Genomic DNA, 26,591 nt, shown 5'->3' on the forward strand with positions numbered 1-26,591 from the left:
CCAATGAGAGCGATCGTAATGACAGCGGCGGGCGGCGCGGACGTGCTGGTCGAGCAGGACGTGCCAACTCCGACACCAGCCGCCGGCCAGATACTTGTCAAGGCAGGCGCGATCGGAGTTCACTTCGCCGAGACACAGCTCCGATCGGGGATCTTCCCCATGTCACCCACCCCTCCCGTGGTCTTCGGCAGCGAAGCGGCCGGGACCGTCACCGACGCCGGGCCGGGCGTCGATCCCCGCCTGATCGGCGCCCGGGTCATCGTGACCACCGACGGCACCGGCGCCTACGCCGAACAGGTGGTCGCGTCGGCAGCGACCGCGGTCCGGGTCCCCGACGATGTGCCGTTGACCGACGCCGTCGCCACCGCGGTACCCGGCGCGGTCGCGCTGACCCTGTTGCGTGCCGCCGCGATGGACGGGCACGAATCGGTGCTCGTCGAGGCCGCCTCGACCGGCGTCGGCGCATACCTCCTGCAGATGGCCAAGGAATTCGGCGCCGCGCGGGTCTTCGCGACTGCGGGTACCGACACGAACGGGGAGCGAGCGAAGCTGCTCGGGGCGGACGAGGTGTTCGTCCACTCGACTCCCGGATGGCAGGACGCGATGCGCGGCGTCCTGGGCGACACGACGATCGACGTGGCATTCGAGTCGATCGGCGGCGAGACGGCAACCGGGCTTCTGGATGCAATGACTCCGCTCTCCGGACGGATGCTGTCCTACGGACTGCTCAGTGGGCGCCCCGCCGCGATCTCGGCCCAGGACTTGATGTTTCGCGGACTGACCTTCACAGGATGTGGCGGTCCCGCCTGGCTGGAGCGCGTCGCGGCGGCCAGAGCGGAGATCCTGGAACGGGTGTCGGCAGGGTCGATCAGGCCACTGGTCGACTCGGTGATCCCACTCGCGCACGCCCATCTCGCGCACGAGAAGATCGAGCAGAGGAAGACCTCCGGAAAGGTGATCCTCGACCCCACGGCGTGACACGCCCCGCGTCGGCCGAATCTCGGTCAACCGGGCGGAGGTTGCGCTCCGGGTGGAGGATGGACACCACGCCCCGTCACCCGACTACCGGAGGTCACCGTGATGAATCTCGTTCGCCGACTTGCCGTCTGCGCGGCCGTCGCGGTCGGTACGGTTCTGGCGCCGGCGGCCGTCGCCTCCGCGGCGGTCACCGTTCCGTTCCAGATCAACCCGGCGCCGTTCGGGAACCCGAACGGCAGCTTCGACGCGCCCCCGGTCCGCTGTGTGGCCGTGGTCGGCGAACGGCCGGGCGCGACGACGGTCACCGGCGGTGAGAAGGGCGGGTGGGGCTGCCTGCTCTCGTCCGAGGTGCGCTGGCTGAACCTGTCGACCGGGGCGTCCGGTTCCACCCGGCTGTCGGACGGACTGAACGGGGTCCCTGCCCAGGCGATCCTGCAGACCGGGACCGGACAGGTTGCCATAGCGATCGAGTCTGCCGCCGGAACGATCACCCCAGGTGTCGCGACGTTCTACGTTCCGTAGCCGGCGACCCCGCCTCGCTGCCACACCGAGGCGGGGTCGCCGGGCCGGTCTACCGGCGATGGCAGGCCTTGCGGTAGTCGTGCAGGGCGTGGCGCGCGGCCTGAAGGTCCTTGACCTCCTGCTGATGACCTGCGCGGAAGTTCTTCCACTCGGCTTTGCGCTGCTCCTTGGGCAGAGTGGCGACCTTCGCGAGCTCGCTGGCGACATCCGGGTGCGCGGCAAGGTAGGACGCCACCGCCGGTGCGGTCTCGGCCATCGCCTGCCACCGCGCCTGCGGCGAGCACTGCGGTGCCGCCGGAGTGGGTGCGGGCGCGGTGTCGGCGAGTGCCGCCGCGGGAACGGCAACCATCGCCAGGCCCACCAATCCGACCCCCGCGATCGCGCGCCGAGCCCGGATGGAAATCGATCTGCTGGCTGTCATCGTGTGTCAACTCCTTCGACATACCGACCCGCGGCCGGGACGGCCGCCGCCGTAGCCGGTGCCACCTCTGAATGTGGCAGCCGAACCTGAGATCCACCTGATAGTCGGTGCGGTTTTCAGCGTTCTCTCAGCGGAACAAAGCCAATAGATTGTGCACAACTAAACGGTGCACTACCTTTAAGTCCGTGACCGACGAACTGTCCCTCGACCGCCAGGTGTGCTTCGCCCTGTACTCGGCCTCGCGCGCCGCCACCGCGGTCTATCGCCCACTGCTCGACGACCTCGGCCTCACCTACCCGCAGTACCTGGTGATGCTGGTGTTGTGGGAGCGCGACGGGCGCGGCGTCCGGGAAATCTGCGAGGAGCTCAACCTCGACACGGGGACTGGGTCTCCACTGCTCCGGCGCCTCGAGGGGCTCGGCCTGCTCTCACGACAGCGCCTGGACACCGATGAACGTCGGGTCGAGGTGCACCTCACCGACAAGGGGGCGGCACTGCGTGAGAAGGCCCGAAACATCCCCCGACTACTCGCCGAGTCCACCGGCCTCGACGAGGCAGAAATGGTCGCTCTGCGCGCCGCCCTGGTCCGGGTCACCGAGGCCCTGCACTCGGCCACGACCCCACACCACCACTCGCACTGACCCACAACACAAGGAGAACCCATGAAGGTGCTCTACACCGCCGAAGCCCTCGCCACCGGCGAGGGACGCAACGGTCACGCCCGGACCTCGGACGGCCGGCTCGACCTCGACCTCGCCGTTCCCGCTGCCATGGGCGGCAGCGGCGACGGCACCAACCCGGAGCAGCTGTTCGCGGCGGGCTACGCCGCGTGTTTCCACTCCGCACTGCAGGCCGTCGCCCGCGCGAGCAAGGCGAACGTCGCGGATTCCGCGGTGGGTGCCCGGGTCGGGATCGGCTCGCTCGACGGCGGCGCCTTCGGCCTCGAGGTGACCCTCGAGGTGACGCTGCCGCACCTGCCGCGGGCCGAGGCAGAAGACCTGGTCGCCAGGGCGCACCAGGTGTGCCCGTACTCCAACGCGACCCGCGGGAACATCGAGGTCACGCTGGTGGTCGCGGAGTCCGACGACTGACGGTCAGCCGCGTCCCGCGAAGATCCGCTGCCACACAGCGGGATCCGTGCGCGGACCGCTCGGGGTGTCCGCCCCGTACCGCTCGATTTCGGCGTCGATGTCGAGCGGTCGGGTCGGCGGCATCCCCGGCACGAGTTCCTCCTCGACCCGACTGTCGGGCACCAGCCAGCACACCTCGAAGTCGATGCCGTCGGGGTCCGAGCCGTACAACGCCTTGGTCGACCCGTGATTGCTGGCACCTACCAGTGCGCCTGCGGCACTGAGCTTTCCGCGCATCTCGGCCAACTCGGCGAGGGTCCCCACCTCCCAGGCGAGGTGGTAGAGCCCGACGTCACCCTGGCGGGCACGACTCGGACCGCTCGGGCTCTGGAACAGGCCCAGGTCGTGGTCGTTGGCGGAACCTGCCGCCTGCAGGAACGCCGCACCGGGGAATCCGCCCGGCAGGGGCCGAAATCCGAGCACGTCCCGGTAGAAGGCGAGACTGCGCTCGAGGTCCGCGACGAACAGCACCGCGTGGTTCAGACGGCGAATCGACATGCTCGACCCTCAGCTTTCGAACTCGTAGGTGACGCCTGTCAGCGTCTCGGATTCGCCCCACAGTGCGGCGGCGACCGCCCGGTCGCGCGACTTCGCGTTGGATGCGACCACCTTCGGGTAGCCCCGCTGCTCGAACGGTCCGTCCGGCCCGATGAAGGTGCCACCCACGGCGTCGGCGGCCGTGGCCGCGTACAGCTCCGGCAACGCGCCCATCTCGGCGCTCTGCGCCATCAGGTTGCCGATACCCATCACCCGGTCCCACACCGAGTCGGTGTGCCCCTGCAGGCCGGTGGACGCGTAACCGGGATGTGCGGCAAGCGATTTCACCGCAGACCCGGCGGCCGCGAGGCGGCGGTCGAGCTCGTAGGCGAACAGCAGATTCGCCAGCTTCGACTGCCCGTACGCGGGCCACCGACGGTAGCTGCGATGCTCGTAGTTCGGGTCGGCCAGGTCGATGGTGCCGAGCCGGTGCATCAGCGAGGACATGGTGACCACTCGGTCGGTGATCCGGTCCAGCAGCAGGCCGGTCAGTGCGAAGTGTCCGAGGTGATTGGTGCCGAACTGCATCTCGAATCCGTCGGCGGTCCGACGGTTCGGCACCGCCATCACGCCCGCATTGTTGACCAGAACGTCGACGGAGTCGATCCCGGCGGCGAACTCGCGCACCGAGTCCAGGTCCGCGAGATCCAGTTTGCGGACCCGGGCGCGCGATCCGAGTGGACGCGCCACCTCCTCCCCCTTCGCGACGTCCCGGCAGGCGAGCACCACGTCGGCCCCGGCCCCGGCCAGGGCGCGGGCCGTCACCGCCCCGAGCCCGCTGTTCGCGCCGGTCACCACGAAGGTGCGCCCCTGCTGATCGACGATGTCCTGCGCGGTCCATTTCGTCATTGCCCGAGTTTACGACCGTCGATCCCCGCCGGCGCTAGCCTGGTCGCCATGGCAAAGAAGAAGTGGTCGGCACTCGGTCCTCGCACCCGAAAAGCGATCGTCGCGCTCGGCGTCGTCGAAGTGGTGATGCTGGTTGCCACCCAGATCGACATCGCGCGCCGGCCGGCCGAGCTGGTTCGTGGCCCCAAGAACCTGTGGCGGGCACTGGCGTTCGTCAACATCGTCGGGCCTGTCGCATATTTCGTCAGGGGCCGACGCACCGCACATTGACTGTGCACGCGATGACGGACAGGGCACTGGGCGGAGCGCGCGATCCATCTCGTCACCGGCTCAGCCTGTGACCAGTGCGGGCACGGATCCGACGGACCCGTGCCCGCACTCTGTTGCTGCGACTCGCCTACATGCCGCTCTTGAAACCCGCTGTGACCGACTTCAGCAGGGCGAGCAGATCGACGAGATCCGAGCTCCCGGCGCCACCGTTGTTCGTCGTGGTCGTCGTGGTCGTGGGGGTGGTGCAATCGGCCATTCGTTGCTCCTGCTTGTCATTTCCGGCGCCTCTGTCGGTTCCGGCACGTGATTCGGCAACGTACATTTTCTGCCGCCGCCGCGGGCGGGATCGTCGAATATTGCTTCGCGCCCGGCCCACCGGGACGAGTCCGGTGCGGCCGCTACTGTGCTGGGCATGACGGAGAACACACTCGGGCTGGCCGTGATCGGCACCGGATTCGGCTGCATAACCCACGTACCCGCGTTCCGGGACGCGGGCTTCGAGGTGCGGGCGCTGATCGGGCGCGACCGCGACCGCACGGCCGAGCGGGCCGCGCGTTTCGACATCGCCAACGCGGTCACCTCGCTCGACGAGGCGCTCGCGGCCGCAGACATCGACGCGGTCACCATCGCCACTCCCCCGCACACCCACGCCGAGCTCGCGATCGAGGCGGCCGAGCGCGGCCTGCACGTGGTCTGCGAGAAGCCCTTCGCCGCCGACCTCACCCAGGCGCGGGCCATGCTCGACGCCGTCGAACGCGCCGGTGTGGTGCACCAGATCGGCACCGAGTTCCGATACGCGACGCCGCAAGCCCTGCTCGCCCGACAGGTCGCCGAGGGCGCGGTCGGCACACCGAAGCTCGCCACGCTGCTGATGCACCTGCCGATGTTCGCGGCGGAGGGCAGCGAGGCGCCGGGTTGGTGGACCGACGGCTCCGCGGGCGGCGGCTGGCTCGGCGCCCAGGGCACCCACATGATCGACCAGATTCGCGCCACCCTCGGCGAGTTCGACTCGGTCAGCGCCGGACTTCCGGTGGTTGCGGACCGCGGCCAGACCGCCGAGGACAGCTTCACCGTCCACTTCCGCACGGTCGACGGCGTCGACGGAGTGCTACAGAGCACCGTCGGCTCCTGGGGTCCGCTGATGATGACCACCCGGATCGCAGGCACGGGAGGGACCGTGTGGATCGACGGTGACCGGGTCCGGCACGCCGACGCGACCGGCGAGCGCGAGGTCGAGGTGCCCGCGGACCTGACGAACCCCGCTCCCCAGCCGCCGCCGTTCGACTTCTTCAGCACCACCTACGACTGGCTGCACGCCACCGGCCTGGACCGGGCGCCGTACACCCGCCTCGCCGACGCCTTCCGCCGACGCATCCTCGGCGAGCCGATCGCGGCGACAGAGCCCCGGCCGGCAACCTTCCACGACGGGGTGGCCGGACAGGCCGTGCTCGACGCGATACGACTCTCGGCCGCCGAGGGGCGGTCCGTGCGGGTCTCCGACATCGGCTGACACCGCGGTCGAGCACAGACGAGGGGCGTGGATCCAGCGGATCCACGCCCCTCGTCGACATTGAGGCGACCGGCTACATACCGCTGACGGCGCCCGCCGTGATCGACTTCACGAGCGCCAGCAGCTTCAGGATCGCGTCGAAGTCACTGCTGCCACCGCCCGTGGTGGTGCCGGTGTTGGTGCCGGTCCCGGTGCCGCTGCTGTCAGCTGATCCGAACATTCAAACTCCTCGGTGGTCGTTCCCATACCCCATGGCATCGGACATTGCGCGGACGCTACATCAGCACGTCGTCGGACACGCCGGAAGTACGGATCTTTCTGCAAAGCAATCGATTTGGTTAAACGCTACTTCCTCCGCCGGAAACCCGATGCGGTGCCCGAACGGCCGCGGAGGCACCGGACGACCGTCCGGCCCGCGCCCGTTCCGACAGGCGTAGGTTCGTGACGTGCCCGACGCCCCGCTCCCCGTTCGTGACGGCCTCAACCCGACCCGGTTGCGGCTGCCCGCGGACGACCGATGGACGACGGTCCTCGGCTACCTGCTCGCCCGCTTCCCCGACGATGCACCGCGCCTGCGCGAGAAGGTCGCGGCGGCCGAGGTGGTGAACGAGGCCGGGGTGCCCGTCACCGATGAAACCCCGTACCGTGCCCACTCTTTCGTGTACCTCTACCGCGACCCGCCGGTGGAGGAGCGGGTGCCGTTCGAGGTCGAGGTGCTCCATCGGGACGAGGACCTCCTGGTGGTCGACAAACCGCACTTCCTCGCGAGCACACCCCGCGGACGGTACGTCGCGGAGTCGGCACTGGTTCGGTTGCGACGCGACCTCGACCTGCCCGAACTCACGCCGGCGCACCGACTGGACCGGGTGACCGCCGGCGTACTGGTCTTCACCGTCCGCGCGCAGGCCCGCAGGGCGTACCAGTCGCTGTTCGACGAACGCCAGGTGGCCAAGGAGTACGAGGCGGTGGCCGGCTTCGACCCCGATCTGAGCCTGCCCCGAACCGTGCGAAGTCGGATCGTCAAGCAGCGTGGCATCCTGCAGTGTCTCGAGGTGCCCGGCGAGCCGAACGCGGAGACCCGGATCGAACTGCTGGGGGCCCGAGGAAACCGGGCGCTCTACCGACTGCTGCCGCACACCGGCAAGATGCACCAACTGCGCGTGCACCTGAACTCGCTGGGCATCCCGATAGTCGGCGACAACTTCTATCCGAAGCTGTACGACGTTGCACCCGAAGACTATTCGAATCCGTTGCAGCTGCTCTCCAGATCGCTCACCTTCACCGACCCCTACACCGGGCGGACCCGTCGCTTCGTCAGCGAGCGCCGCCTGGCGGCCTGGGACTGATCGGCCGAAACGTCGTCTACTACGCACCGTAGTGGACTGGGTCACAATATCTTGCATCTCAAATGCAAGTTTCATAGCGTCGGCTCATGAGCCTCTCCCCTGCGTCCACCGAAGTCATCCGAGCCACCCTCCCCGCGGTGGGTGCGGCCATCGAGGACATCACCGCGCTCTTCTATCCGAAGATGTTCGCCGCGCACCCCGAGCTCGAACGCGACCTGTTCAACCGCGGCAACCAGAAGCAGGGGCAGCAGCAGAAGGCGCTCGCCGGAGCAGTCGCCGCATTCGCGACGCTGCAGGTCAGCGCCGACTCCCCGCGGACCGACCTGATCATGTCGCGGATCGCGAACAAGCACGCGTCCCTCGGCATCACCGCGGATCAGTACGAGATCGTGCACAAGTACCTCTTCGAGGCCATCGTCGAGGTGCTCGGCGAGGCAGTGACACCGGAGGTCGCGGCGGCCTGGGACGAGGTGTACTGGCTGATGGCCGACACCCTGATCGCCATGGAGCGGAGCCTCTACACCTCCGCCGGCGTCCCCGAAGGCCAGGTCTGGCGCGACGTGCGCATCAGTCGCCGAGTGCTGCAGTCGGCAGAGACGGTGACCTTCGTGCTCAGCCCGGCCGATGGGAGTTCCTTGCCGAGTTACCGTCCCGGACAGTACATCTCGGTTGCCGTCACCCTTCCGGACGGAGCTCGGCAGATTCGCCAGTACAGCCTGGTCGGCACACCGTCCGCGACGGACTGGCAGATCAGCGTCAAGGCGGTGCCCGCGGACGGTTCCGGAGCTCCCGCCGGCGAGGTGTCGAACTTCCTGTACGACAACGTGTTCGAGGGCGACAGCCTGCAGGTCTCGCTCCCCTTCGGAGACCTGGTCCTCGAGGAGGACGACGCCCCGCTGCTGCTGGTGTCCGCGGGCATCGGCTGCACCCCGATGATCGGGATGCTCAACCACCTCGCGACCACCGAGGACCGGCGCCGCGTGTCGGTGCTGCACGCGGACCGCTCCCCGAGCCGGCATGCACACCGCGCGGAACTCACCGAACTGGTGCAGCGGATCCCGTTCGCCACCATGCACCGCTGGTACGAGAACCTCGGGAACCGCGAGGAGTTCGGCACCACCCACCTCGGCCGTGCGGACCTCTCGACAATCGAGATCGAGGCGGGGACGCAGGTCTACCTGTGCGGTCCGATGCCCTTCATGCTCGCGGTCCGGGACAGCCTGCTCGACCGACAGGTCCCCGCCGAAGCCATCCACTACGAGGTGTTCGGCCCCGACAGCTGGACCGCCACCGTCTGACGCCCACCCCTCAAGGTTCCCCAATGTCACACCGATTCCCCATGCGGGCACCACAGTGACATTGGGGAACCTGCAGGAGGGGGTGTCCGACACAGCCCGGGCGTCAGGGCCGGGACTTCAGCGACCGGACAACAGCTCGACAGCAGTCCACGGCTCCGGCATCAGCACGCGGACTCCGTCGCGCCGCCCCTGCTCGAGCAGGAATTCCATCGCCGCAGCCAGATCGTCGACCGGATACGGCAGGGGCCGCAGCGGTCGACTCAACGGCCGGGTGAAGTCGTCCCAGTGGACGGGGATCACGGTACGGGCGCCGGTCGCGCGGACCACCTCGTGCCAGTAGTCGGACCGGAACCGCGCGCTCTGACGCCCGAGCGTGCCGACACCGAGGTAGACCACGTCCGCATGGTGGCCGTCGAGTCGTCCGGGTACATGGTTTGCGCTGGCGTGCACCAGGACACTGCCACGCGGGTGGCGGAAGAAGATCGAGTAGGCCTCCCCCGTACGCCACTGCCGCGCCCGCGCGGGCGGCACCAGCGGCGAATCGACAGTGCCCGGTGCGACGTCACCGGGGCTGTGCAGGCCGGCGACGAAGGTGACCCCGAAGTCGCCGAAGCGCAACTCCGCCTCGCCCTCGACTGCACGGATCAGCCGGTCGGGCAGCCCGTAACCGCGGGCAATGTTCGCGGTCGACCCCGAACCGATCACCGGAGCGTCGAACTTCTGCGCGATCACCGGGGCGTCGAGCGCGTGGTCGTAGTGCGAATGGGCGCACAGCACTGCGTCGAGCGCGTCGATTCCGGCGCGGCCGAGGCACTCGTCGATCAGGGCGGCGTCCGGTCCGATCTTGCCCAGGACCAGCCTCACGAACCCGGGTCGGGTGACGAAGCCGTCCACGAGCAATGCGGTGCGCGCGTCCCGGATCAGCACGCTGCTGGTGCCGAGGAAGGTCCCGCGCACGGAGGACCCGATCGACCCCTCGGCCGCGGGCAGGGTGTCGTATCCGGCGACCGACGGCCGACGCAGCGGGATGCGGGGCGACACCGGCGTCACCGCGCCGCGGCGAGCAGGACGGCGGCCGCCGCGCGGGCCTGACCGGCCGGGTCCGGTGACTGTGTGATCGCCGCGGTCGCCATCGCGCCGTTGGCCAGGATCGCCAGCTGGTCCGCGAGCGCGGCCGGTTCCCCCGCGTCCTCGACCAGCTCACGCAGGCAGGCCAGGAAAGCCGCCTTGTGGGTGCGGGCGATCTGCGCCACCGCATCGTTGACGCCGCCGAGCTCACCGAAGGTGTTGATGAAGGTGCACCCGCGGAAGTCCTCGCGGCGGAACCACGCGTCCAGGTAGTCGAACACCGCCAGCACGCGCTCGTGGGGATCGTCGTACGGCTCGAGGAAGGCGGCGAGCTCGGCCCGCACCGCCAGATCACGCCTGTTCAGTACGGCCTCGACCAATCGATCCTTCGCCGGATAGAGCTGGTAGAGCCGCTTGAGTGAGACTCCGGAGCCGGACCGGATCGCGTCCATCCCGACCGCCTGCACGCCGTGTTCGTTGAACAGCGCCTCGGCCGCGTCGAGCAGCTTGGCGTCCGCAGTGTCCGCATCCATCTCGATGTCACCCCTTGCGTGGAGAACCAACGTTCTCTACGCTACACCTCACGAGCAGGAGAACGCTCGTTCTCCTCCGAGGTCAGGAGCGACCATGTCCAGCTTCCCCACCCGGCACTGCACCGAGTCCATCGACGGCCAGGAGGTCTTCTACCGAGAGGCTGGCGACCGCGCCAATCCCACTCTCGTTCTGCTGCACGGTTTCCCGAGCAGCTCCCACATGTACCGCAACCTGATCGCCGCGCTCGCCGACGACTTCCACCTGGTCGCCCCCGATCACGTCGGATTCGGGCGGTCCTCGATGCCCGCCGTGGACCGATTCGACTACAGCTTCGACCGGCTCGCCGCGATCACCGAGGCCCTGCTCGACCGACTCGGCCTGGACCGCTTCGCGTTGTACGTCCAGGACTACGGCGCCCCGATCGGCCTACGCATCGCCGCCAAGCACCCCGAGCGAGTGACGGCCCTGATCACCCAGAGCGGCAACGCCTATCAGGAGGGCTTCACCCCCTTCTGGGACGTGCTGTTCGCACACGCGAAGGACCGGCGGGCCAACGAGGCGCGGGTGCGCGAACTACTCGAACTCGACGCAACCCGCTGGCAGTACACCCACGGCGTGCCGGCGGACCGGCTCGACCGGATCGCGCCGGAATCCTGGCTCGTCGACCAGGCCGGACTGGACCGGCCGGGCAACAAGGAGATCCAGCTGCAACTGTTCTGGGACTACCAGTTCAACCTCGACCATTACCCGGCGTTCCAGGAGTACTTCCGCAGCCACCAGCCGCCGACGCTGGTCGCCTGGGGCCGCGGCGACGAGATCTTCGGACCGGCCGGAGCCGAGGCGTTCGCCCGGGATCTGCCCGACGCCGAGATCCACCTGCTCGACGCCGGACATTTCGCCCTCGAGACCCACCCGGACGAGATCGCGGACCTGGTCCGCGACTTCCTCGGCCGCCACCACTGACCAACCCGACCCGACGGAGACGACCAATGTCCTTGCTCACCAGCAACTCCGGACCCACAAGCGCGATCCGGCTACGCACACTCGGGACGAGCGCCCGCGCCGCACTCGCGGCCGGCGCGGTAGTGTCACTCGCGCTCGCGGCGCTCGCGGCGGTCGAGCACGGGCTCGGCCTGCCGGTCTTCGCGTTGCCCTACGCGGCCTCGGCCGCCGTGGTCGCCCTCGCACCGACGGGACCACCCGCACGGCCGGGCGCCATCCTGCGCGCCTATCCGGCGGCGGCACTCGCGGCACTCGCGATCACCGCGGTCGTCGGGCCGTCGGAGGTCGCGGTCGCCGGGTCGGTCGTGGCGGCAGTCGCGGCGATGGCCGTCCTGCGCGCCCCGCACGTTCCCGCCGCCCTGTGCGCGGGCGGCATCGGGCTGGCCGACCCGGGTCCCGGGTACCTGCTGCACACCCTGGTGCCCGGCGTTGCGGTCGTGATCGCTGCCGTCGCGTTGGCCGGGCTGATTGTGCCCGGTTTCAGGTATCCGCTCCGCGGTTGACCCCGGAGGGAAGTGGAACCGGTGCGGTGGGCAACGATTGGGGGCCGCCCACCGCGCCGGTGCCCACGGGATGGGGGTCCCGCGGGATCGAAGCCGCCCCATGCGACTACCCGATCAGTACATCGCGACAGTTAACAGCCCGCAACTTCAGCGGTGCGAATGGGTCGACCGTCACAGATCGACCCGATCGAGACCTTCGTCAAAAGCTGGAACGAATCCGCCGGCATGAACGAGAAAAGCCCCTTCCTCGAGATCGAGGGAGGGGCTATTCGCCTGAATAGGAATGGTGGCCAGGGCCGGGATCGAACCGGCGACCTTCCGCTTTTCAGGCGGACGCTCGTACCAACTGAGCTACCTGGCCGGGCGGCACCCGAACCGAATGCCTAGGCAATACAAAAGCGACCCTGACGGGACTCGAACCCGCGACCTCCGCCGTGACAGGGCGGCGCGCTAACCAACTGCGCCACAGGGCCTTGCTAAGAGCATCGTTGTCATCCGACACTCGGTCTTGCACCGGTTAGGAACTGTAGCAGGCGAACCCGCTACCTCCCAAAACCGTACCCCCTACGGGATTCGAACCCGCGCTACCGCCTTGAAAGGGCGGCGTCCTAGGCCGCTAGACGAAGGGGGCCTACCGAATTTCTCCGGCAAGTACCCGCAACGGCTGTCCGTTGGGAGCTGGGATAGCTTAGGACACTTGTTTCGGAAAACTCAAATCGACTGGTCAGAGCCTGTTTCCGGCGCAAGAAGCTGCTCCGCTTCGGCGACCGGCGGGGCATCCGCCTGCGCCGCGACCGCGGCCTCGGCCCGAAGGTCTTGCCACCCGTCGCGTCGCCACTGCGCCAGCCACTCCTCCGAGGCCATCGCCTGCAGCAGCACCTCGAAGGCCTCCTCGAACCGGTCCCGCAGCCCCGTGCTGTCGGTGGTCATGTCGAGCATGTACCGCTGGCCGGCCAGGCACGCCCCGAGGACCCGACTGAACACCGCCGGATCGGCATCCGCCCGCAGGTGCCCCTCGCGCTGCGCCCGCAACACGAGCTCGTGCGCGGTGTGCCCCCACACCTGACTGCCACCGGAGCGCACCTCGGAATAGAACTCCGGCTCGATGATCAGACGGAATTCCGCCTGCACGATCGTCTCGGCGGCGAATCGCTCGGCCAGTTCGACGATGATGCCGTGCAAGACCTGGAAGGGGTCCGCGTCGACGCGCTTCCAGCGGTCGGTCGACTCGGTGTAGCGCTCGAGCGCTGATGCGAGGACCGCTCGGGCGAGATCCTCCTTCGACTCGAAGTGGAAGTACATCGCGCCCTTGGTGGCGTGCGAGCCTTCGAGAATGGTGTTCACCGATGCCGCCGCGTAGCCGCGGCGAGCGAACTCCACTGCCGCCGCCTCGACAATCGCGGCGCGGGTCCGCCGCGCGCGTTCTTGTTGACGTGCCATATGCGCTTGCCCTGCCTCCGAAACCTGCTAGTCGCCCCGACAGGTCACCAGAAGACCTCGGCTCAACCCTAGCCCCGATCGGGACCGATTCGCCTCAGTCGACACCCGCTACGATTACTACTGGCGAGTAAGTTTCCCCCAGGCGGAACACACCGAGTGGTATGATTTGACCGGGCTCGGGTGCGCGGCAGGGGGTGCGCACCCGAGCTTTCCGCGCCTACGAGCGCTTCTGCGGCGCGAACCTGCAACGGACGAATCCAGTCCGCGGTCACAGCCAGTTGCGCCGCCTGAAGTTCCACCACAGTCCGCTCGCGAGCACCACGATCATGGCCGCGCTGAACCAGAACCCCGACTGCTGACCGAACCCCGGGAACGGGATGTTCTGGCCGAAGTAGCCGGTGACGCCGGTCGGAATCGCGATGATCGCCGCCCACGCAGTGAGCTTCTTCATGATCTCGTTCAGCGAATTACCCTGCATCGCAAGATGTGTCGCGAGTATCGACTCGATGGTGTCGCGCAGTCCGTCGATCCGTTCGGTCGCGCGCAGGGCATGGTCGTAGACGTCCTGGTAGTACGGCACCATCTCCGTCTCCAGCACGTGCGCACCCTGCCGCAGCAGCGCGCTGAAGGCCTCGTTCATCGGCAGCACCGCCCGCCCCAACTGCGCCACCGCCTTGCGGAGCGTGAAACTGCGTAGCTGCACGGCGTTCTTCGGCCCGGCACCCACCAGGAGGTCGTCCTCGAGCGCCTGGATCTGGTCGTCGAGTTGGTCGATCGCCGTGAAGTAGCCGTCGACCATCGTGTCCAGCACGGTGTGCAGCAGGAACCCGACCCCGTATGTCGCGAGGTCAGGGTTGTCGTCCCAGTCGGCGAGGATCGGTTCGAGCGGGAACTCGTCGTCGGCGCGGATGGCGATCAGGGCCCTGGCGAGGATGAAGACCGACAGTCCCGTCGCGGCGAGCACTTCTGTCGACGGGTCGAAGCGGACAGCCCGGGCATGCAGCAGGCTGTGGTCGCGGAACCGGACGAGCCGAGGGCGCTGCCGGCCCGAGATCGCACCCTCGACCGCGAGCGGGTGCAGCTCCACCTCCCCGCCTATCAGCGGCGACAACGCGACGATGTCCGAGACCGACGGGGCGAGCAGATCCAGCCAGATCAACGCGCGCTCGTCCGACCGATGCTCGGCGAGCTCCTCGACCGGAAGGTCCGTGCCCGCCAGCACCCCGTCCCGATAGAGCCGGTTGCGGATCCGGCAGGACACCTGGACGCGCTCGACGTCCGATTCGTTCATCGACCCTCCCGGCTCGCGATTCCACGCCATCATCGCCCGGACCCTGCCGAAAGTCGGGGACCTCGGCCGCGACGGGTCCGGTCAGACACTCACGGGCCCACTCTAAATACGAAGCAAACCTGTTCTTCTGTCCCGATTCCATCAGGTACACCACACGCGCTAGCGGTAGATTAGACAGCTAGACTGATATTTATTGACGCTGCTCAGGAGGTGACGTCGGTATGACCGGCACGCGATCGAACGACCCCGCGATCCAGCTCCGCGAGGACATCGCGACCTTCTTCCGCCGGCTGCGGGCCCAGCGCGCCGAGCACATGCTCACCCCGTCGCAACTCCAGGCCCTCGGTCACCTCGAACGCGGCGGACCGATGACCGCCTCCACGCTCGCCGCCCTGGAACAGGTCACGCCGCAATCCATCTCGCGGACCGTCGCCCTGCTCGAGGACGCCGGCACCATCACCCGGCAGGCCAATCCAGCCGACGCACGGGCCAGCCTGATCAGCCTCACCGACCACGGCCGTCGGATGCTGTCGACCGACCGCGAACGGCGCACCCGCTGGCTCGCCGACGCACTCGAAGCCGACTGCACCGAGGCCGAACGCGAGGTGCTGTTCATCGCCGGGCGGATCCTGCGTCGTCTCGGCACCGGAGAGCCGCGGACGTGACCGCGCAGCCCGACACTCGCACGGCCGAACGCACTCGGCCGGTCCCCCGACGGCTCAGTGTCGGGCTCGGTTCCGGCACCGTCCTGCAGCCGCTGAACTCCTCGATGATTGCCGTCGCCATCGTCGCGATCGGCCAGGACTTCGGGTCCAGCTCGGGGATCGCCTGGGTGATCTCCGCGCTCTACATCGCCACCGCGGTCACCGCGCCGACCGCTGGCAGGCTCGGCGCCCTGTTCGGAGCCCGCCGCGTCTACCTCGGCGGACTGACACTGATCGCACTGGGCGCCGTGGCGGGCGCGCTCGCCCCGAGCCTGGGCTGGCTGATCGCCGCACGGGTGCTGTTGGGCATCGGCACCGCGACCCAGTACCCGAACGCCATGACGATCGTGCGCGAGTACGCGGACCGTCATGGCGCACAGCCACGCTCGGCGATCGCAACACTCGCCGCCTGCGCGCAGGTGGTGGTCGCCCTCGGCCCCACGCTCGGTGGTCTCCTGGTCGGCGCGTTCGGCTGGCAGTCGATCATGTGGGTCAACCTGCCGATCGCCGCCGTGAGCGCCGCGTGGGTGCTCGCGGTCGCCGCCCCCGACGGCCCACGGCGGGCGGGCGGCACCCCCGCCGAGGTGCTGCGGTCGCTCGACCCCGCGGGCATGGCACTCTTCCTGGCCGGAACCTCGACACTGATGTTCTTCCTGCTCTCGCTCACCACCGGCCCGGCGTGGTGGCTGGTGCCGGCGTGCGCGACCGTGTGGGTCGCGTTCGTCGCCTGGGAATCTCGCGCCGCAGCCCCGTTCATCGACGTCCGCGCACTCGCCGGCAACCGCACGCTGAGCACCACACTCGGGCGCACCCTGATCACCTACACGGCCTTCTACTGCGTCTTCTTCGGGCTGCCGCAGTGGCTGCAGGGCGGGCGCGGGATGTCCCCGGCTGCCGCCGGTCTGATGATGCTGCCGGTCGCCGGCGTCGGAGTGTTCGCGACGATGACGGCATCCCGGCTCTACGGGCGCCACGGGGCACGGCGCACCCTGCTGGTGGGCACCACCGGACTGGTCGCCGGCGGCCTGCTGCTCGCCCTCGCGGAGAACTCGACCTCGCCGATCGGCCTGATCCTGGTGGTCGCCGCGATCCTCGGCATCCCCAACGGCTTCAACAACATGGGCAACCAGAACCTGGTGAACTCGGCGACCAGCGCCCGCGAGGTGGGCACGGCGATCGGCATGTACCGCACGATCCAGTACGTCGGGGCGAACCTCGCTGCGGTGGTCATCGAGGTCACGATGCGCGACGGGGCCGACGACATGGGCCTGCACCGCACCGGCGCCGTGATCGCGGTGCTCGGCGCGACCCTGCTCGTGGGGGTGCTGTTCTCGCGAACGCTGCGCGAGCACTAGACTCCTGCACCGCCCGCCCCTTTAGCTCAGTTGGTAGAGCTACGGACTTTTAATCCGCAGGTCCTCGGTTCGAGCCCGAGAGGGGGCACGGTGACGATGCCGGCCTCCGGCAGGGGCGCCGGCATGAGCATGCGACAGCGTGTCACGCAGGCGACCGCGTCCCGCCGGGAGCTCTCCCGGCGGGACGTTCTGCATCCGCGGCCCCACCGCGATCCCGCGATTGTGTCGAGCATCACGTTCCCGGCCACCCTCTCGACACAGCCACGCCCAACCCTCCCCGCCCGGTTACCCGCACGTACCTCGTTGCACCACAAGCACATTTGCGCCGATCAGGACGAACGTCCAACAGCCGCAACATGACCCACGGACCGCCAGGCCGTTAGGTAACGCTTTTGCGTCACCTGACGAATGGATTTCCCGAAAGGTGGTTTCGTCTGATACCACTGACATGGCGGCAATCGTTGAAGAACGGCCACATCGATTAGGAGTCAACATGATTCGTAATTGCGATCGGCCCGCGAGTTCCGGCACGAGCACCCCCACGGGGGACCCGAAGGGCGGTGAGCGGCGATGAGCCCCTCCAACGTCAAGCAGCAGACCTTCCCGCGCAGCTCAGCACTGACACGAGCCTGCCCGGGTGAGCGAATCGTCGCGTCAGCCGAGACCCGGTCGACCGACATCGAACTCGGCCACTCGACGCTCCAGACCCTCGGGGACATGGACGCTTCCCCGCTCACCGACGAGCAGGCCGCCGGCCTCGGACGGCTCGTCCGCCGAATCGTCAACAGCGCCGCCGGACTGCCAGGTGGCTTCGACACCGTCGAAGACCTGTGCCGCAGCTACCTCGACGCGCAGCTGTCCCGCGCGAGCGTCGACCGAACCCGCATCGCGATGCAGCGCACCCTCGACAAGCTCCGTCCGGCCGCGTCGAGCTCGTAGCCGGAGCCGATCCCACCTGGGAACGGACAAACCGAACACCTGCGAAATCGGGGTCGACAGCACGCGCCGTCCGGGCACAGAATGGGGTTCCGAGAGGTCGTACGCAGGGAGGCCACCATGATGGATTCGGTACATGCCCGCGAGGTTCGCCGCGACATCCTGGTCGTCGTGACCGGGGTCGCCCTGGTGCTGTTGAGCTTGTGGGTACCTGTCAACGGCGACCAGCAGATCACCGGCTCGATCCTGGTCCTCGGTCTCGTCGCGTACTCCGCCGGACTCTGGGCCATGACGACCGAGTCGAGGGCGAGCCACGTGGGACTCGTCGTCCTCGGCGCGATGCTGCTGCTGTCGCCACTCGCGATGAACTTCCCCCGCGGCACCACCGCAGCGGCCACCATCGCCGTGGTTGCGGGAGTGATCATCGCCGGGGTGGGCATCCTCGGACTGCTGGCCCGCCGCGACCAGCCGGTCGCCGTCAGCCGGGAACCGGAACACCAGCCGGCCTGACCGGGCGTCGGCCCAGCCAGCCGCACCGCGACAGGTCTGGCGTCGGCCGGTCTCGGGGTCGCGCTGGTACCGGTGCAGGATCCCGCCCCGCTGAGCGAATCGGTCAGCCCTCGCCCGGCGACTCCGACCGCGCCGACGTCTGCTGCTCGGTCGCCCGGGCCTGATCACGCATCCGGCTGAGCTCCCTCCCGCGCCTGCGGTACGCCACACCGAGCCAGACCAGCACCGCGAACGCGAGCACGCCGATGATCGCGCCGACCAGCGAGGCGCCCCGGAATCCCGGCGCGTCGACGTCGAGGATCCGTTCGCCCGCGTGCGCAGCAGTGTTGTTGCCCAGCACGACCGTCAGCGTCATCAGGTTCGGCAACGCCAGGATCACCGCGAGAACCACGGACGCGATCTGCGCGGCCCGGCTGAACTTCCGGCCCCGGACCCGCCAGGCCAGCTGGATCAGCAGCAAGGGAAGCAATGTGCACAGCACGCCGTAGAGCAGGCCCCACGCGATACCCCGGGTGAAGCTGCCCGAGGACAGCGAACCCGCCTGCTGCGCCCACCATCTCGGCAGGAACGCGGCCAGGACGAAGTACGTGATGACGAGGACGACGAGTAGGACCGCGCCGGCGATGGCCTTCTTCGCCCATCCCGGTAGACCCGTGCGTCCCGCATCGACCGGCCGTTCGGCGAAACCATCCTGACTCCCATTGGTCATGGATGAATCCTGCTCGCATGACCCGGGTTCCGCCACCGATCCACGATCGGCGCGCATGGGCGCCAACCGTTCACTACTGTCGGACGCACCGGGCCGCCGGACATCGGTAGTCCTCGACGAGACGGGCTCACATGGCATCGATCGATGAACTACTGTCCCAGATTCCCATCAGTCAGATCGCCGCGAAACTCGGCGTCGACGAGGCCACCGCGACCACCGCGGTCAAGTCGGCGATCCCGACCCTGGTCGGCGGACTCGAGGCGAACGCCCAGGACCCGGCCGGCGCCGCCTCCCTCGAGAACGCGCTCCAGAAGCACTCCGATCCCGCCTTCCTCGAGGGCGGCGTGGACCTCGACCAGGTCGACGCGGCCGACGGTCAGAAGATCGTCGCCAACGTCTTCGGCGACAGCACGGACCAGGTGGTGAGCGCGCTCGGCGGCGTCGGCGGCGCGGGCGGCAGCTCGCTGGTGGGCAAGCTGCTGCCGATGCTCGCACCGATCGTGCTGGCCTTCGTCGCGAAGCAGATGTCCGGCAACAAGGGCGGCGCTGCCGCGACCCAGGCGCAGTCGGGCGGCGGTGGCATCGGCGACCTGCTGGGCGGCCTGCTCGGCGGCGGGCAGTCAGGCGGCGGCCTCGGCAACGTGCTCGGCGGCCTGCTCGGCGGCGGGCAGTCAGGCGGCGGCCTCGGCGACCTGCTGGGAGGCCTGCTCGGCGGCGGCAAGAAGTAGCACGGCCGCTCTACCGACAGTCGGCGTGGAGAACGGCGGCGTCCGTGTACTCGGATGCCGCCGTTGCGCGATCCGATGCCGGCACGTTGGCGTAACGGATCACCCCACCGCCGCGATATCTATGCGGGAATGTGCCCGGAACGCGCAGAAAATTCCCAGCTCGTGACCAATCCGAAGCAATGCCGAACGTGGTTACGGTCCCGTAGGCTAGGTTGAGCCGATTTTCCGCGGATACATGGAGGCAAGTTAATGGCCAGAGATTTGACCCAGCTGGAGCTGCTGCAGGAGCTGCAGCCCGTGGCCGAATCCAACCTCAACCGGCACCTTTCCATGGCGAAGGACTGGCACCCCCACGACTACGTCCCGTGGGACGAGGGCCGCAACTTCGCAGCGATGGGCGGCGAGGACTGGGACCCCGAGCACTCCCGTCTCGATCCGATCGCGAAGGCCGCGATGATCACGAACCTGCTCACCGAGGACAACCTGCCGTCGTACCACCGCGAGATCGCGGAGAACTTCTCCCGCGACGGCGCCTGGGGCACCTGGGTCGGTCGCTGGACCGCCGAGGAGAACCGCCACGGCATCGTGATGCGGGACTACCTGACCGTGACCCGCGGCGTGGACCCGGTGGCCCTCGAAGAGGCCCGGATGATCCACATGACCAACGGCTACTCCTCCCCCGGCGACACCGAGGGCCTGCTGCACTCGGTCGCGTACGTGACCTTCCAGGAACTCGCGACCCGCGTCTCGCACCGCAACACCGGCAAGGCCTGCAACGACGACGTCGCGGACCGCATGCTGGCGCGCATCGCGGCCGACGAGAACCTGCACATGATCTTCTACCGCAACATCTGCGAGGCCGCGCTCGACGTGTCGCCGGACCAGACGATCGCGGCGATCACCGACGTCGTGACGCACTTCGAGATGCCGGGTGCCGGCATGCCGAACTTCCGCCGCAACGGCGTTCTCATGGCCAAGCACGGCATTTACGACCTGCGCCAGCACCTCGAAGAGGTCGTCATGCCGGTGCTGCGCAAGTGGCGCATCTTCGAGCGTGAGGACTTCACCGGCGCGGGCGAGGCCTCACGGGACGCGCTGTCGACGTTCCTGGACGACCTCGGCGTGCAGGCGACCAAGTTCGAGGAGCAGCGCGACCGCATGCTCGCGCGCGAGGCCGCGAAGGCGGAGCGCGAGGCGTCCTGAGGGAAGCACGTATTCTGTGCCCGGTACCGAACTTCGGTACCGGGCACAGTCATTTCCGAGGTATCGATGTCAACTCCCACCGCTCAGCACCTGCGCATCGGCTCGCTGGAGCTACATAGCCCCGTCGTGCTCGCCCCGATGGCGGGCATCACGAACGTGGCCTTCCGCACCCTCTGCCGCGAGCTCGAGCTCGAACGGTCGGGCAGCACGTCGGGCCTGTACGTGTGCGAGATGGTGACCGCGCGGGCCCTCGTCGAGCGGCAGCCCGCCACCCTGCACATGACCACCTTCGGGCCCACCGAGTCGCCGCGGTCGCTGCAGCTCTACACCGTCGACCCGGACACCACCTACGCGGCGGCCAAGATGATCGTCGACGAGAACATGGCCGACCACATCGACATGAACTTCGGCTGCCCGGTGCCGAAGGTCACGAGCAAGGGCGGCGGCGCCGCACTGCCGTACAAGCGCACCCTCTTCGGCCGGATCGTCGCGGCCGCGGTCAAGGCCACCGAGGGCACCGACATCCCGGTGACCGTGAAGTTCCGCGTCGGCATCGACGACGAGCACCACACCCACCTCGACGCCGGCCGGATCGCCGCCGGCGAGGGCGCCGCGGCGGTCGCGCTGCACGCCCGGACCGCCGCGCAGCGCTACTCCGGAACCGCCGACTGGGGCGAGATCGCCCGACTCAAGGACCACGTCACCGACGTCCCCGTGCTCGGCAACGGCGACATCTTCGCCGCCGAGGACGCGGTGCGGATGATGGCCGAAACCGGCTGCGACGGCGTCGTGGTCGGTCGCGGCTGCCTCGGCCGACCGTGGCTGTTCGCCGAGCTCAGCGCGGCCCTGAACGGAACGCCGGAGCCCACGCCGCCGACTCTCGGCGAGGTCGCCACGATCATCCGCAGGCACGCCGAACTGCTCGCCGCCCACCACGGCGAGGACAAGGGCCTGCGCGAGCTCCGCAAGCACGTCGCCTGGTACCTGCGCGGCTTCCCGGCCGGCTCCGACATGCGGGTGGCGATGGCGATGGTGTCCACGCTCGACGAACTGGACGGGCTGCTCGTCCAGCTCCCCCCCGATGTGCCGTTCCCCAAGGACGCCGAGGGACCGCGCGGCAGGCAGGGGTCGCCCGGCAAGGTCTCCCTGCCCGAGGGCTGGCTCGACGACCCCGAGGACTGCCTCGTTCCGGCAGGCGCCGATCTCATGCATTCCGGCGGCTGACCAGCCACGATCGGACCCGACTGGATCACACAGGTCCGGTAAGTATCATGTGGGAACCGTCCGGCGTCGGCGGTGGTGATTACGCGAGAGGTGAGGGTCTGTAGGTGGGCGACGATCACGGTCCGGGCCCCGCGCCCGAGGGTCGCGCCCCGTGGGAGAGGCCCATCTCCCATGTGAGCCGTCCCATCCCGCAGGTTCCCCGCCAGAACCCGCCGCCCCGGAACCCGCCACAACCCCCGCCACCCCCCGAACCCGAACCCGAGCCGAAGCCGACGGGCTGGATGTACCGGGCCGAGCCGGAGGTCGTGTCGCCTGCGGACGACGCGGCGCCGGCCCTGACCCGGCTGGTCGCCAGCAAGCGCCGCAAGCAGAAACGCCTGCGCGTGATCGGTCGCAGCGCGGTCGCGATGGTCGCCGTGCTGGCCCTCGTCCTCACCGGCGTCGTGTGGGGGTACCTGCGCGCGACCGACAACGGCTTCCTGCAGGTCGCCGCCCTCGACCCCGACAGCACCGACGTCGTCGACCCCGGCGGCCAGTACGGTGACGAGACCTACCTGATCGTCGGCACCGACAGCCGGGCGGGCGCCAACGGTGGCGTCGGAGCCGGGTCCGTCGCCGACGCCGAGGGGTCCCGATCGGACACGGTCATCCTGGTCAACGTCCCAGCGAACCGCAGTCGCGTCGTCGCGGTGTCGTTCCCCCGCGACCTGGACATCGTCCGCCCGAGCTGCCAGGCCTGGGACAACGACAAGGGCGAGTACACCAGCGAGATCAACCCGGGCGCCGACAACGACAAGCTGAACTCGGCATACGCCTTCGGCGGTCCGAAATGCCTGGTCAAGGTGATCCAGAAGATGTCGGGTCTGAAGATCGGCCATTTCATCGGCATGGACTTCTCCGGCTTCGAGTCGATGGTCGACCAGGTCGGCGGTGTCCAGGTGTGCGTCAACGCGCCGCTGATCGACGACGAACTCGGCACCGTGTTGGCGACCGCCGGCAAGCAGACCGTCAACGGCGCCACCGCACTGAACTACGTCCGCGCCCGCAAGGTCGAGGCCGAGGGCAACGGCGACTACGGCCGCATCAAGCGCCAGCAGATGTTCCTGTCCTCGTTGCTGCGGTCGGCCCTGTCGAACAAGGTGCTCTTCGACCCGGGCAAGCTCAACGGGTTCATCAACGCCTTCACCCGGGACACCTTCGTCCAGAACGTCGACACGAAGTCGCTGGTGACCCTCGGTCGCTCGCTGCAGAAGGTCGACGCGGGGGCCGTCACCTTCCTCACCGTCCCCACCGCAGGCACCAACGAGCTCGGCAACGAGATCCCCCGCCTCGAGGACATCCACTCGATCTTCCAGGCGATCATCGACGACGAGCCGCTGCCCGGCGAGTCCCGCAAGGCCGACGCCGCGAAGGCGTCGACGACGAGCACTCCCCCCACCGCGGTCACACCCGCGCCGGCGCCGAGCCTGCTCGCACTGTCCCCCGCGAGGGTGTCGATACAGGTCTCGAACGCATCCGGAGTGACCGGTGTGGCGGCCCAGGCGGCCAGTTCGCTCGGTGCGCACGGCTTCCAGATCTACAGCGTCGGCAACTACACCGGCATCAGCGGCGCCACCCTGGTTCGCTACGGACCAGGTCAGGAGGCGGAGGCCGCGACCGTGGCCGCCGCGATTCCCGGCGCACTGCTACAGGAGACCTCGGACCTCGGCGCCATCGTCGACGTCGTCCTCGGGTCGGGCTTCTCCGGGAAGGTCAGCACGCCGCCGACGGTCGGCAGTGCGCTGCACCCGACCGTCGCGCCGAAGTCCACGGTCGTCTCGGGCACCACGATCGAGGAGCTCCCGCCGGACCTGTCGTTCACGAACGCGGCCGACGATTCTTGCGCATAGCGCCCTGACGTGCAGTGTCATTCATTCGATGTTCACCTCGTGATCGTGACTTGGTTCCTGGCAGGAACTAGGCTGTGACCTCATGCGCGTGGCTTACAACGAACAGATGACCGAACTCGCCGACATGCTCGGCGAGATGGCGGGCCTCGCGGGAACGGCAATGGAGCGGGCGACCCAGTCGCTGCTGCAGGCAGACCTCCCGCTGGCCGAGCAGGTCATCAGCGATCACGACCAGATCACCGAACTCAGCGTCTCCTGCGAGGAGCGGGCCTTCGCCCTGCTCGCGCTGCAGGCCCCTGTCGCCGGTGACCTGCGGTCGGTGGTCAGCGGCATCCAGATCGTCTCCGACATCGACCGGATGGGCGCCCTGGCGCTGCACGTCGCCAAGATTGCGCGCCGGCGACATCCGAACCACGTACTGCCGGAGGAGGTCAACGGTTACTTCGCGGAGATGGGACGGCTGGCGGTCGCGCTCGGCGCCGGCGCCAAGGAGGTGCTCGAGACCCGCGACCCCGAGCGCGCCGCCAAGCTCCGCGAAGAAGACGACGCGATGGACGACCTGCACCGTCACCTGTTCACGGTGCTGATGGACCGCGAGTGGAAGCACGGCGTCGCCGCGGCCGTCGACGTGACGTTGCTGGGACGGTTCTACGAGCGCTTCGCCGACCACGCCGTCGAGGTGGCCCGCCGGGTCATCTTCCTGGTCACCGGCAAGATGCCGGTCGATCCGGACGAGACCACCGAACCGCAGGCCTGACCCTTCCGACCAGCGACGCCCCGACCGGAATCCGGTCGGGGCGTCTTCGTCACCGGGGCGCTTCCGCGACGTCGAACGGGCGGTTGCCGGAGCATCGCCCGAGAGCGAGACCCGACAACCGCCCGTTCGGCGATGTCAGCGTTGCGGGGTTACCCGAAGCGGCCGGAGATGTAGTCCTCGGTGGCCTTCTGCGTCGGGTTGGAGAAGATCTTCTCGGTGTCGTCGATCTCGACGAGCCGGCCCGGCTTGCCGGTGGCCTCGAGGTTGAAGAAGGCGGTCTGGTCGCTCACGCGGGCCGCCTGCTGCATGTTGTGGGTGACGATCACGATGGTGAAGTCCTTCTTCAGCTCCGTGATCAGGTCCTCGATCGCCAGCGTGGAGATCGGGTCCAGGGCCGAGCACGGCTCGTCCATCAGCAGCACGTCGGGCGAGACCGCGATCGCGCGGGCGATGCACAGTCGCTGCTGCTGGCCGCCGGACAGTCCGCCGCCGGGCTTGTCGAGACGGTCCTTGACCTCGTTCCACAGGTTCGCGCCGCGCAACGACCGCTCGGCGATCTCGTCGAGCTCCTTCTTGTTGCGCACCCCCTGCAACTTCAGGCCGGCCACGACGTTGTCGCGAATGGACATGGTGGGGAACGGGTTCGGGCGCTGGAAAACCATGCCGATGGTGCGGCGCACGCCGACCGGGTCCACCTGCGAGCCGTAGATGTCCTCGCCGTCGAGCAGGATCGCGCCCTCGACGCGGGCACCGGGGGTCACCTCGTGCATGCGATTGAGTGAGCGCAGCACCGTGGACTTGCCGCAACCGGACGGGCCGATGAAGGCGGTCACGTTGCGAGGGGGAACGGACAGGCCGACGTCCGCGACGGCGTGGAACTTGCCGTAGAAGATGTTGACGTCCTTGAGGTCAAGACGCTTGGCCATGGTGGCTCCCTCGAGATTGGGTGAAAACTGACACGGTCATCGGGTCACTTGCTCCGGACCCGGGACAGGTGGCCGATAGCCTTCGCGGCGATGTTGAGCACCGCGATCAACAGGATCAGGGTCAGCGCCGCGCCCCAGATCCGGTCGGTGCCGGCCTGGGTGGGGTTGTTCATCTCGGCGACCATCACGCCGGGCAGAGAACCCATCTCCCCGCCGAACATGTCGAAGTTGATGAACGACGCGTAGCCGACCAGGATCAGCAGCGGCGCGGTCTCGCCGAGCACGCGGGCCAGCGCCAGCATGACTCCGGTGATGATGCCGGGCAGCGCAGTGGGGACCACGATCCGCATGATCGTCTTCCACTTCGGCACGCCCAGCGCGTACGACGCCTCGCGCAGGTCCTGCGGCACGATCCGCAGCATCTCCTCGGTGCTGCGGATGACGACCGGCACCATCAGCAGCACGAGCGCCAACGACACCGCGAACGCGGACTTCGGGAACCCGAACGTCGCGATCCAGAGCGCGTAGATGAACAGCGCCGCCACGATCGACGGGACGCCGCTGAGGATGTCGACCATGAAGGTGGTCAGCTTGCCGAGCCGCGAGCCCTGCGCGTACTCGACCAGGTACACCGCGACGAAAAGGCCGAGCGGGATGGACAGGGCGGCGCACACCAGTCCCTGGAGCAGGGTGCCGATCAACGCGTGATAGATGCCGCCGCCGGACGCGGACGCCGACAGCCCGTTCATCGAGTTGGTGAACCAGGTCGGGCTGGTCAGTGCGGGAAGACCCTTGCGGATCACCGTGAAGAGCACCCACACCAGCGGGATCAGTGCAATGACCACCGACGCGGTGACGAGCACCCGGGCGACGATGTCGCTGACCCGGCGTCGGCCGCTCACCGACTGGAAGGTGGGCTTCTTGACCGGGCGGTCGAGAGTCGCCGTCATG

31 protein-coding genes and 4 tRNA genes are annotated in these 26,591 nt (G+C 68.6%); 20 read left to right on the top strand and 15 right to left on the bottom strand.

From position 1 onward, the window contains the following. The first annotated feature begins 3 nt into the window (after positions 1-3). Both FK531_RS06120 and FK531_RS06125 read left to right on the top strand, forming a co-directional pair. Positions 4-978: a quinone oxidoreductase family protein gene (locus FK531_RS06120; protein WP_142096302.1), complete on the top strand. Its 975-nt coding sequence runs from the start codon at positions 4-6 to the stop codon at positions 976-978. Positions 979-1,080: 102 nt separating this feature from the next. Continuing rightward, positions 1,081-1,500, top strand: coding sequence for a hypothetical protein (locus FK531_RS06125; RefSeq protein WP_142096305.1), 420 nt, complete (start codon positions 1,081-1,083; stop codon positions 1,498-1,500). A 49-nt stretch (positions 1,501-1,549) separates the two neighbouring features. Here FK531_RS06125 and FK531_RS06130 read toward each other — a convergent pair whose 3' ends face one another. Continuing rightward, positions 1,550-1,921: a hemophore-related protein gene (locus tag FK531_RS06130; protein WP_142096308.1), complete on the bottom strand. Its 372-nt coding sequence runs from the start codon at positions 1,919-1,921 to the stop codon at positions 1,550-1,552. Positions 1,922-2,106: 185 nt separating this feature from the next. Here FK531_RS06130 and FK531_RS06135 point away from each other — a divergent pair, with 185 nt between their 5' ends. Next, a complete protein-coding gene (locus FK531_RS06135; protein WP_142096312.1) occupies positions 2,107-2,562 on the top strand; it encodes a MarR family winged helix-turn-helix transcriptional regulator in 456 nt (151 codons plus the stop codon). A gap of 21 nt (positions 2,563-2,583) precedes the next feature. Next, on the top strand, positions 2,584-3,012 hold the full coding sequence (locus FK531_RS06140) for an organic hydroperoxide resistance protein (RefSeq protein WP_142096315.1): 429 nt from the start codon (positions 2,584-2,586) through the stop codon (positions 3,010-3,012). A 3-nt stretch (positions 3,013-3,015) separates the two neighbouring features. Here FK531_RS06140 and FK531_RS06145 read toward each other — a convergent pair whose 3' ends face one another. Beyond that, on the bottom strand, positions 3,016-3,549 hold the full coding sequence (locus tag FK531_RS06145) for a VOC family protein (protein WP_142096318.1): 534 nt from the start codon (positions 3,547-3,549) through the stop codon (positions 3,016-3,018). Positions 3,550-3,558: 9 nt separating this feature from the next. Then, positions 3,559-4,437 carry an oxidoreductase gene (locus FK531_RS06150; protein WP_142096321.1) on the bottom strand — a complete coding sequence of 293 codons (879 nt, stop codon included), beginning with the start codon at positions 4,435-4,437 and terminating at the stop codon, positions 3,559-3,561. A 48-nt stretch (positions 4,438-4,485) separates the two neighbouring features. Between FK531_RS06150 and FK531_RS06155 the strand changes: the two genes are divergently transcribed. Then, entirely contained in the window at positions 4,486-4,707 is a 222-nt protein-coding gene (locus FK531_RS06155; protein ID WP_142096324.1) for a hypothetical protein, read from the top strand. Between the two features lie 127 nt (positions 4,708-4,834). Here the strand turns inward: FK531_RS06155 and FK531_RS22860 are convergent, their stop codons facing one another. Further along, positions 4,835-4,963 carry a hypothetical protein gene (locus FK531_RS22860; protein ID WP_290367601.1) on the bottom strand — a complete coding sequence of 43 codons (129 nt, stop codon included), beginning with the start codon at positions 4,961-4,963 and terminating at the stop codon, positions 4,835-4,837. Positions 4,964-5,119: 156 nt separating this feature from the next. On the opposite strand from FK531_RS22860, the gene FK531_RS06160 reads away from it, so the two are divergent. Beyond that, on the top strand, positions 5,120-6,217 hold the full coding sequence (locus FK531_RS06160; RefSeq protein WP_142096326.1) for a Gfo/Idh/MocA family protein: 1,098 nt from the start codon (positions 5,120-5,122) through the stop codon (positions 6,215-6,217). Between the two features lie 73 nt (positions 6,218-6,290). Here the strand turns inward: FK531_RS06160 and FK531_RS22285 are convergent, their stop codons facing one another. Next, positions 6,291-6,437 carry a hypothetical protein gene (locus tag FK531_RS22285; RefSeq protein ID WP_181762840.1) on the bottom strand — a complete coding sequence of 49 codons (147 nt, stop codon included), beginning with the start codon at positions 6,435-6,437 and terminating at the stop codon, positions 6,291-6,293. 226 nt (positions 6,438-6,663) lie between these two features. Between FK531_RS22285 and FK531_RS06165 the strand changes: the two genes are divergently transcribed. Both FK531_RS06165 and FK531_RS06170 read left to right on the top strand, forming a co-directional pair. Continuing rightward, positions 6,664-7,563 (top strand): pseudouridine synthase, encoded by a 900-nt coding sequence (locus FK531_RS06165; protein WP_142096329.1) that lies wholly within the window; start codon positions 6,664-6,666, stop codon positions 7,561-7,563. 86 nt (positions 7,564-7,649) lie between these two features. After that, complete coding sequence (locus FK531_RS06170; protein ID WP_142096332.1) at positions 7,650-8,861, top strand: globin domain-containing protein; 1,212 nt, start codon at positions 7,650-7,652, stop codon at positions 8,859-8,861. A gap of 117 nt (positions 8,862-8,978) precedes the next feature. Here the strand turns inward: FK531_RS06170 and FK531_RS06175 are convergent, their stop codons facing one another. Continuing rightward, positions 8,979-9,902: an MBL fold metallo-hydrolase gene (locus FK531_RS06175; RefSeq protein ID WP_142096335.1), complete on the bottom strand. Its 924-nt coding sequence runs from the start codon at positions 9,900-9,902 to the stop codon at positions 8,979-8,981. 5 nt (positions 9,903-9,907) lie between these two features. Continuing rightward, positions 9,908-10,462, bottom strand: coding sequence for a TetR/AcrR family transcriptional regulator (locus FK531_RS06180; protein ID WP_142096338.1), 555 nt, complete (start codon positions 10,460-10,462; stop codon positions 9,908-9,910). 94 nt (positions 10,463-10,556) lie between these two features. Here FK531_RS06180 and FK531_RS06185 point away from each other — a divergent pair, with 94 nt between their 5' ends. Further along, positions 10,557-11,426 carry an alpha/beta fold hydrolase gene (locus tag FK531_RS06185; RefSeq protein WP_142096341.1) on the top strand — a complete coding sequence of 290 codons (870 nt, stop codon included), beginning with the start codon at positions 10,557-10,559 and terminating at the stop codon, positions 11,424-11,426. A gap of 26 nt (positions 11,427-11,452) precedes the next feature. Then, positions 11,453-11,968, top strand: coding sequence for an HPP family protein (locus FK531_RS06190; protein WP_246097921.1), 516 nt, complete (start codon positions 11,453-11,455; stop codon positions 11,966-11,968). 284 nt (positions 11,969-12,252) lie between these two features. On the opposite strand, the gene FK531_RS06195 is transcribed toward FK531_RS06190, so the two are convergent. The 5 genes from FK531_RS06195 to FK531_RS06215 all read right to left on the bottom strand — a co-directional run bounded on the left by FK531_RS06195 (position 12,253) and on the right by FK531_RS06215 (position 14,699). Further along, positions 12,253-12,329: transfer RNA gene (locus FK531_RS06195), tRNA-Phe, on the bottom strand. 38 nt (positions 12,330-12,367) lie between these two features. Then, positions 12,368-12,441: transfer RNA gene (locus tag FK531_RS06200), tRNA-Asp, on the bottom strand. Positions 12,442-12,526: 85 nt separating this feature from the next. Then, positions 12,527-12,599, bottom strand: a tRNA-Glu gene (locus FK531_RS06205). An 80-nt stretch (positions 12,600-12,679) separates the two neighbouring features. After that, positions 12,680-13,408, bottom strand: a complete 729-nt coding sequence (locus tag FK531_RS06210) for a TetR family transcriptional regulator (protein ID WP_142096344.1) — start codon at positions 13,406-13,408, stop codon at positions 12,680-12,682. 268 nt (positions 13,409-13,676) lie between these two features. Beyond that, positions 13,677-14,699, bottom strand: coding sequence for a magnesium transporter CorA family protein (locus FK531_RS06215; protein ID WP_181762841.1), 1,023 nt, complete (start codon positions 14,697-14,699; stop codon positions 13,677-13,679). A gap of 221 nt (positions 14,700-14,920) precedes the next feature. Here FK531_RS06215 and FK531_RS06220 point away from each other — a divergent pair, with 221 nt between their 5' ends. From FK531_RS06220 to FK531_RS06240, 5 genes are all read left to right on the top strand, one after another. Continuing rightward, positions 14,921-15,364 (top strand): MarR family winged helix-turn-helix transcriptional regulator, encoded by a 444-nt coding sequence (locus tag FK531_RS06220; RefSeq protein ID WP_142096347.1) that lies wholly within the window; start codon positions 14,921-14,923, stop codon positions 15,362-15,364. Beyond that, complete coding sequence (locus tag FK531_RS06225; protein ID WP_142096350.1) at positions 15,361-16,758, top strand: MFS transporter; 1,398 nt, start codon at positions 15,361-15,363, stop codon at positions 16,756-16,758. The genes FK531_RS06220 and FK531_RS06225 overlap by 4 nt, the downstream gene beginning before the upstream one ends. Before the next feature lie 15 nt (positions 16,759-16,773). After that, a tRNA-Lys gene (locus tag FK531_RS06230) sits at positions 16,774-16,846 on the top strand. Between the two features lie 482 nt (positions 16,847-17,328). Next, a complete protein-coding gene (locus FK531_RS06235; protein WP_142096353.1) occupies positions 17,329-17,697 on the top strand; it encodes a hypothetical protein in 369 nt (122 codons plus the stop codon). Positions 17,698-17,814: 117 nt separating this feature from the next. Beyond that, positions 17,815-18,204: an SPW repeat domain-containing protein gene (locus FK531_RS06240; RefSeq protein WP_246097923.1), complete on the top strand. Its 390-nt coding sequence runs from the start codon at positions 17,815-17,817 to the stop codon at positions 18,202-18,204. Between the two features lie 103 nt (positions 18,205-18,307). On the opposite strand, the gene FK531_RS06245 is transcribed toward FK531_RS06240, so the two are convergent. Beyond that, complete coding sequence (locus FK531_RS06245) at positions 18,308-18,913, bottom strand: hypothetical protein (RefSeq protein WP_142096359.1); 606 nt, start codon at positions 18,911-18,913, stop codon at positions 18,308-18,310. Positions 18,914-19,044: 131 nt separating this feature from the next. Here FK531_RS06245 and FK531_RS06250 point away from each other — a divergent pair, with 131 nt between their 5' ends. The 5 genes from FK531_RS06250 (at position 19,045) to phoU (ending at position 24,714) form a co-directional block, all read left to right on the top strand. After that, entirely contained in the window at positions 19,045-19,641 is a 597-nt protein-coding gene (locus FK531_RS06250; RefSeq protein WP_142096362.1) for a DUF937 domain-containing protein, read from the top strand. A 249-nt stretch (positions 19,642-19,890) separates the two neighbouring features. Beyond that, positions 19,891-20,844 (top strand): acyl-ACP desaturase, encoded by a 954-nt coding sequence (locus FK531_RS06255; RefSeq protein ID WP_142096365.1) that lies wholly within the window; start codon positions 19,891-19,893, stop codon positions 20,842-20,844. Between the two features lie 66 nt (positions 20,845-20,910). Beyond that, complete coding sequence (dusB, locus tag FK531_RS06260) at positions 20,911-22,068, top strand: tRNA dihydrouridine synthase DusB (RefSeq protein ID WP_142096368.1); 1,158 nt, start codon at positions 20,911-20,913, stop codon at positions 22,066-22,068. A gap of 164 nt (positions 22,069-22,232) precedes the next feature. Next, the gene (locus FK531_RS06265) at positions 22,233-23,957 is read left to right on the top strand and encodes an LCP family protein (protein WP_435531023.1); all 1,725 of its coding nucleotides are present in this window, start codon (positions 22,233-22,235) and stop codon (positions 23,955-23,957) included. A gap of 82 nt (positions 23,958-24,039) precedes the next feature. Further along, positions 24,040-24,714, top strand: coding sequence for a phosphate signaling complex protein PhoU (phoU, locus tag FK531_RS06270; protein ID WP_142096370.1), 675 nt, complete (start codon positions 24,040-24,042; stop codon positions 24,712-24,714). Positions 24,715-24,863: 149 nt separating this feature from the next. Here the strand turns inward: phoU and pstB are convergent, their stop codons facing one another. After that, a complete protein-coding gene (gene pstB / locus FK531_RS06275) occupies positions 24,864-25,640 on the bottom strand; it encodes a phosphate ABC transporter ATP-binding protein PstB (RefSeq protein ID WP_142096373.1) in 777 nt (258 codons plus the stop codon). Positions 25,641-25,684: 44 nt separating this feature from the next. Then, on the bottom strand, positions 25,685-26,590 hold the full coding sequence (pstA, locus tag FK531_RS06280) for a phosphate ABC transporter permease PstA (protein ID WP_142096375.1): 906 nt from the start codon (positions 26,588-26,590) through the stop codon (positions 25,685-25,687). Between the last annotated feature and the right edge of the window lies 1 nt (position 26,591).

This window comes from Rhodococcus spelaei, assembly GCF_006704125.1.
Taxonomy (GTDB): Bacteria; Actinomycetota; Actinomycetes; order Mycobacteriales; family Mycobacteriaceae; genus Rhodococcus_G; species Rhodococcus_G spelaei.

What these genes read in the sequence shown, in the direction of transcription:
- FK531_RS06120 (WP_142096302.1), top strand. Translation starts at nt 4, where the DNA reads ATGAGAGCGATCGTAATGACAGCGGCGGGCGGCGCGGACGTGCTGGTC.
- FK531_RS06125 (WP_142096305.1), top strand. Translation starts at nt 1,081, where the DNA reads ATGAATCTCGTTCGCCGACTTGCCGTCTGCGCGGCCGTCGCGGTCGGT.
- FK531_RS06130 (WP_142096308.1), bottom strand. Translation starts at nt 1,921, where the DNA reads ATGACAGCCAGCAGATCGATTTCCATCCGGGCTCGGCGCGCGATCGCG.
- FK531_RS06140 (WP_142096315.1), top strand. Translation starts at nt 2,584, where the DNA reads ATGAAGGTGCTCTACACCGCCGAAGCCCTCGCCACCGGCGAGGGACGC.
- FK531_RS06145 (WP_142096318.1), bottom strand. Translation starts at nt 3,549, where the DNA reads ATGTCGATTCGCCGTCTGAACCACGCGGTGCTGTTCGTCGCGGACCTC.
- FK531_RS06150 (WP_142096321.1), bottom strand. Translation starts at nt 4,437, where the DNA reads ATGACGAAATGGACCGCGCAGGACATCGTCGATCAGCAGGGGCGCACC.
- FK531_RS06155 (WP_142096324.1), top strand. Translation starts at nt 4,486, where the DNA reads ATGGCAAAGAAGAAGTGGTCGGCACTCGGTCCTCGCACCCGAAAAGCG.
- FK531_RS22860 (WP_290367601.1), bottom strand. Translation starts at nt 4,963, where the DNA reads ATGGCCGATTGCACCACCCCCACGACCACGACGACCACGACGAACAAC.
- FK531_RS06160 (WP_142096326.1), top strand. Translation starts at nt 5,120, where the DNA reads ATGACGGAGAACACACTCGGGCTGGCCGTGATCGGCACCGGATTCGGC.
- FK531_RS22285 (WP_181762840.1), bottom strand. Translation starts at nt 6,437, where the DNA reads ATGTTCGGATCAGCTGACAGCAGCGGCACCGGGACCGGCACCAACACC.
- FK531_RS06170 (WP_142096332.1), top strand. Translation starts at nt 7,650, where the DNA reads ATGAGCCTCTCCCCTGCGTCCACCGAAGTCATCCGAGCCACCCTCCCC.
- FK531_RS06180 (WP_142096338.1), bottom strand. Translation starts at nt 10,462, where the DNA reads ATGGATGCGGACACTGCGGACGCCAAGCTGCTCGACGCGGCCGAGGCG.
- FK531_RS06185 (WP_142096341.1), top strand. Translation starts at nt 10,557, where the DNA reads ATGTCCAGCTTCCCCACCCGGCACTGCACCGAGTCCATCGACGGCCAG.
- FK531_RS06190 (WP_246097921.1), top strand. Translation starts at nt 11,453, where the DNA reads ATGTCCTTGCTCACCAGCAACTCCGGACCCACAAGCGCGATCCGGCTA.
- FK531_RS06210 (WP_142096344.1), bottom strand. Translation starts at nt 13,408, where the DNA reads ATGGCACGTCAACAAGAACGCGCGCGGCGGACCCGCGCCGCGATTGTC.
- FK531_RS06215 (WP_181762841.1), bottom strand. Translation starts at nt 14,699, where the DNA reads ATGAACGAATCGGACGTCGAGCGCGTCCAGGTGTCCTGCCGGATCCGC.
- FK531_RS06220 (WP_142096347.1), top strand. Translation starts at nt 14,921, where the DNA reads ATGACCGGCACGCGATCGAACGACCCCGCGATCCAGCTCCGCGAGGAC.
- FK531_RS06235 (WP_142096353.1), top strand. Translation starts at nt 17,329, where the DNA reads ATGAGCCCCTCCAACGTCAAGCAGCAGACCTTCCCGCGCAGCTCAGCA.
- FK531_RS06240 (WP_246097923.1), top strand. Translation starts at nt 17,815, where the DNA reads ATGATGGATTCGGTACATGCCCGCGAGGTTCGCCGCGACATCCTGGTC.
- FK531_RS06245 (WP_142096359.1), bottom strand. Translation starts at nt 18,913, where the DNA reads ATGACCAATGGGAGTCAGGATGGTTTCGCCGAACGGCCGGTCGATGCG.
- FK531_RS06250 (WP_142096362.1), top strand. Translation starts at nt 19,045, where the DNA reads ATGGCATCGATCGATGAACTACTGTCCCAGATTCCCATCAGTCAGATC.
- FK531_RS06255 (WP_142096365.1), top strand. Translation starts at nt 19,891, where the DNA reads ATGGCCAGAGATTTGACCCAGCTGGAGCTGCTGCAGGAGCTGCAGCCC.
- dusB (WP_142096368.1), top strand. Translation starts at nt 20,911, where the DNA reads ATGTCAACTCCCACCGCTCAGCACCTGCGCATCGGCTCGCTGGAGCTA.
- phoU (WP_142096370.1), top strand. Translation starts at nt 24,040, where the DNA reads ATGCGCGTGGCTTACAACGAACAGATGACCGAACTCGCCGACATGCTC.
- pstB (WP_142096373.1), bottom strand. Translation starts at nt 25,640, where the DNA reads ATGGCCAAGCGTCTTGACCTCAAGGACGTCAACATCTTCTACGGCAAG.
- pstA (WP_142096375.1), bottom strand. Translation starts at nt 26,590, where the DNA reads ATGACGGCGACTCTCGACCGCCCGGTCAAGAAGCCCACCTTCCAGTCG.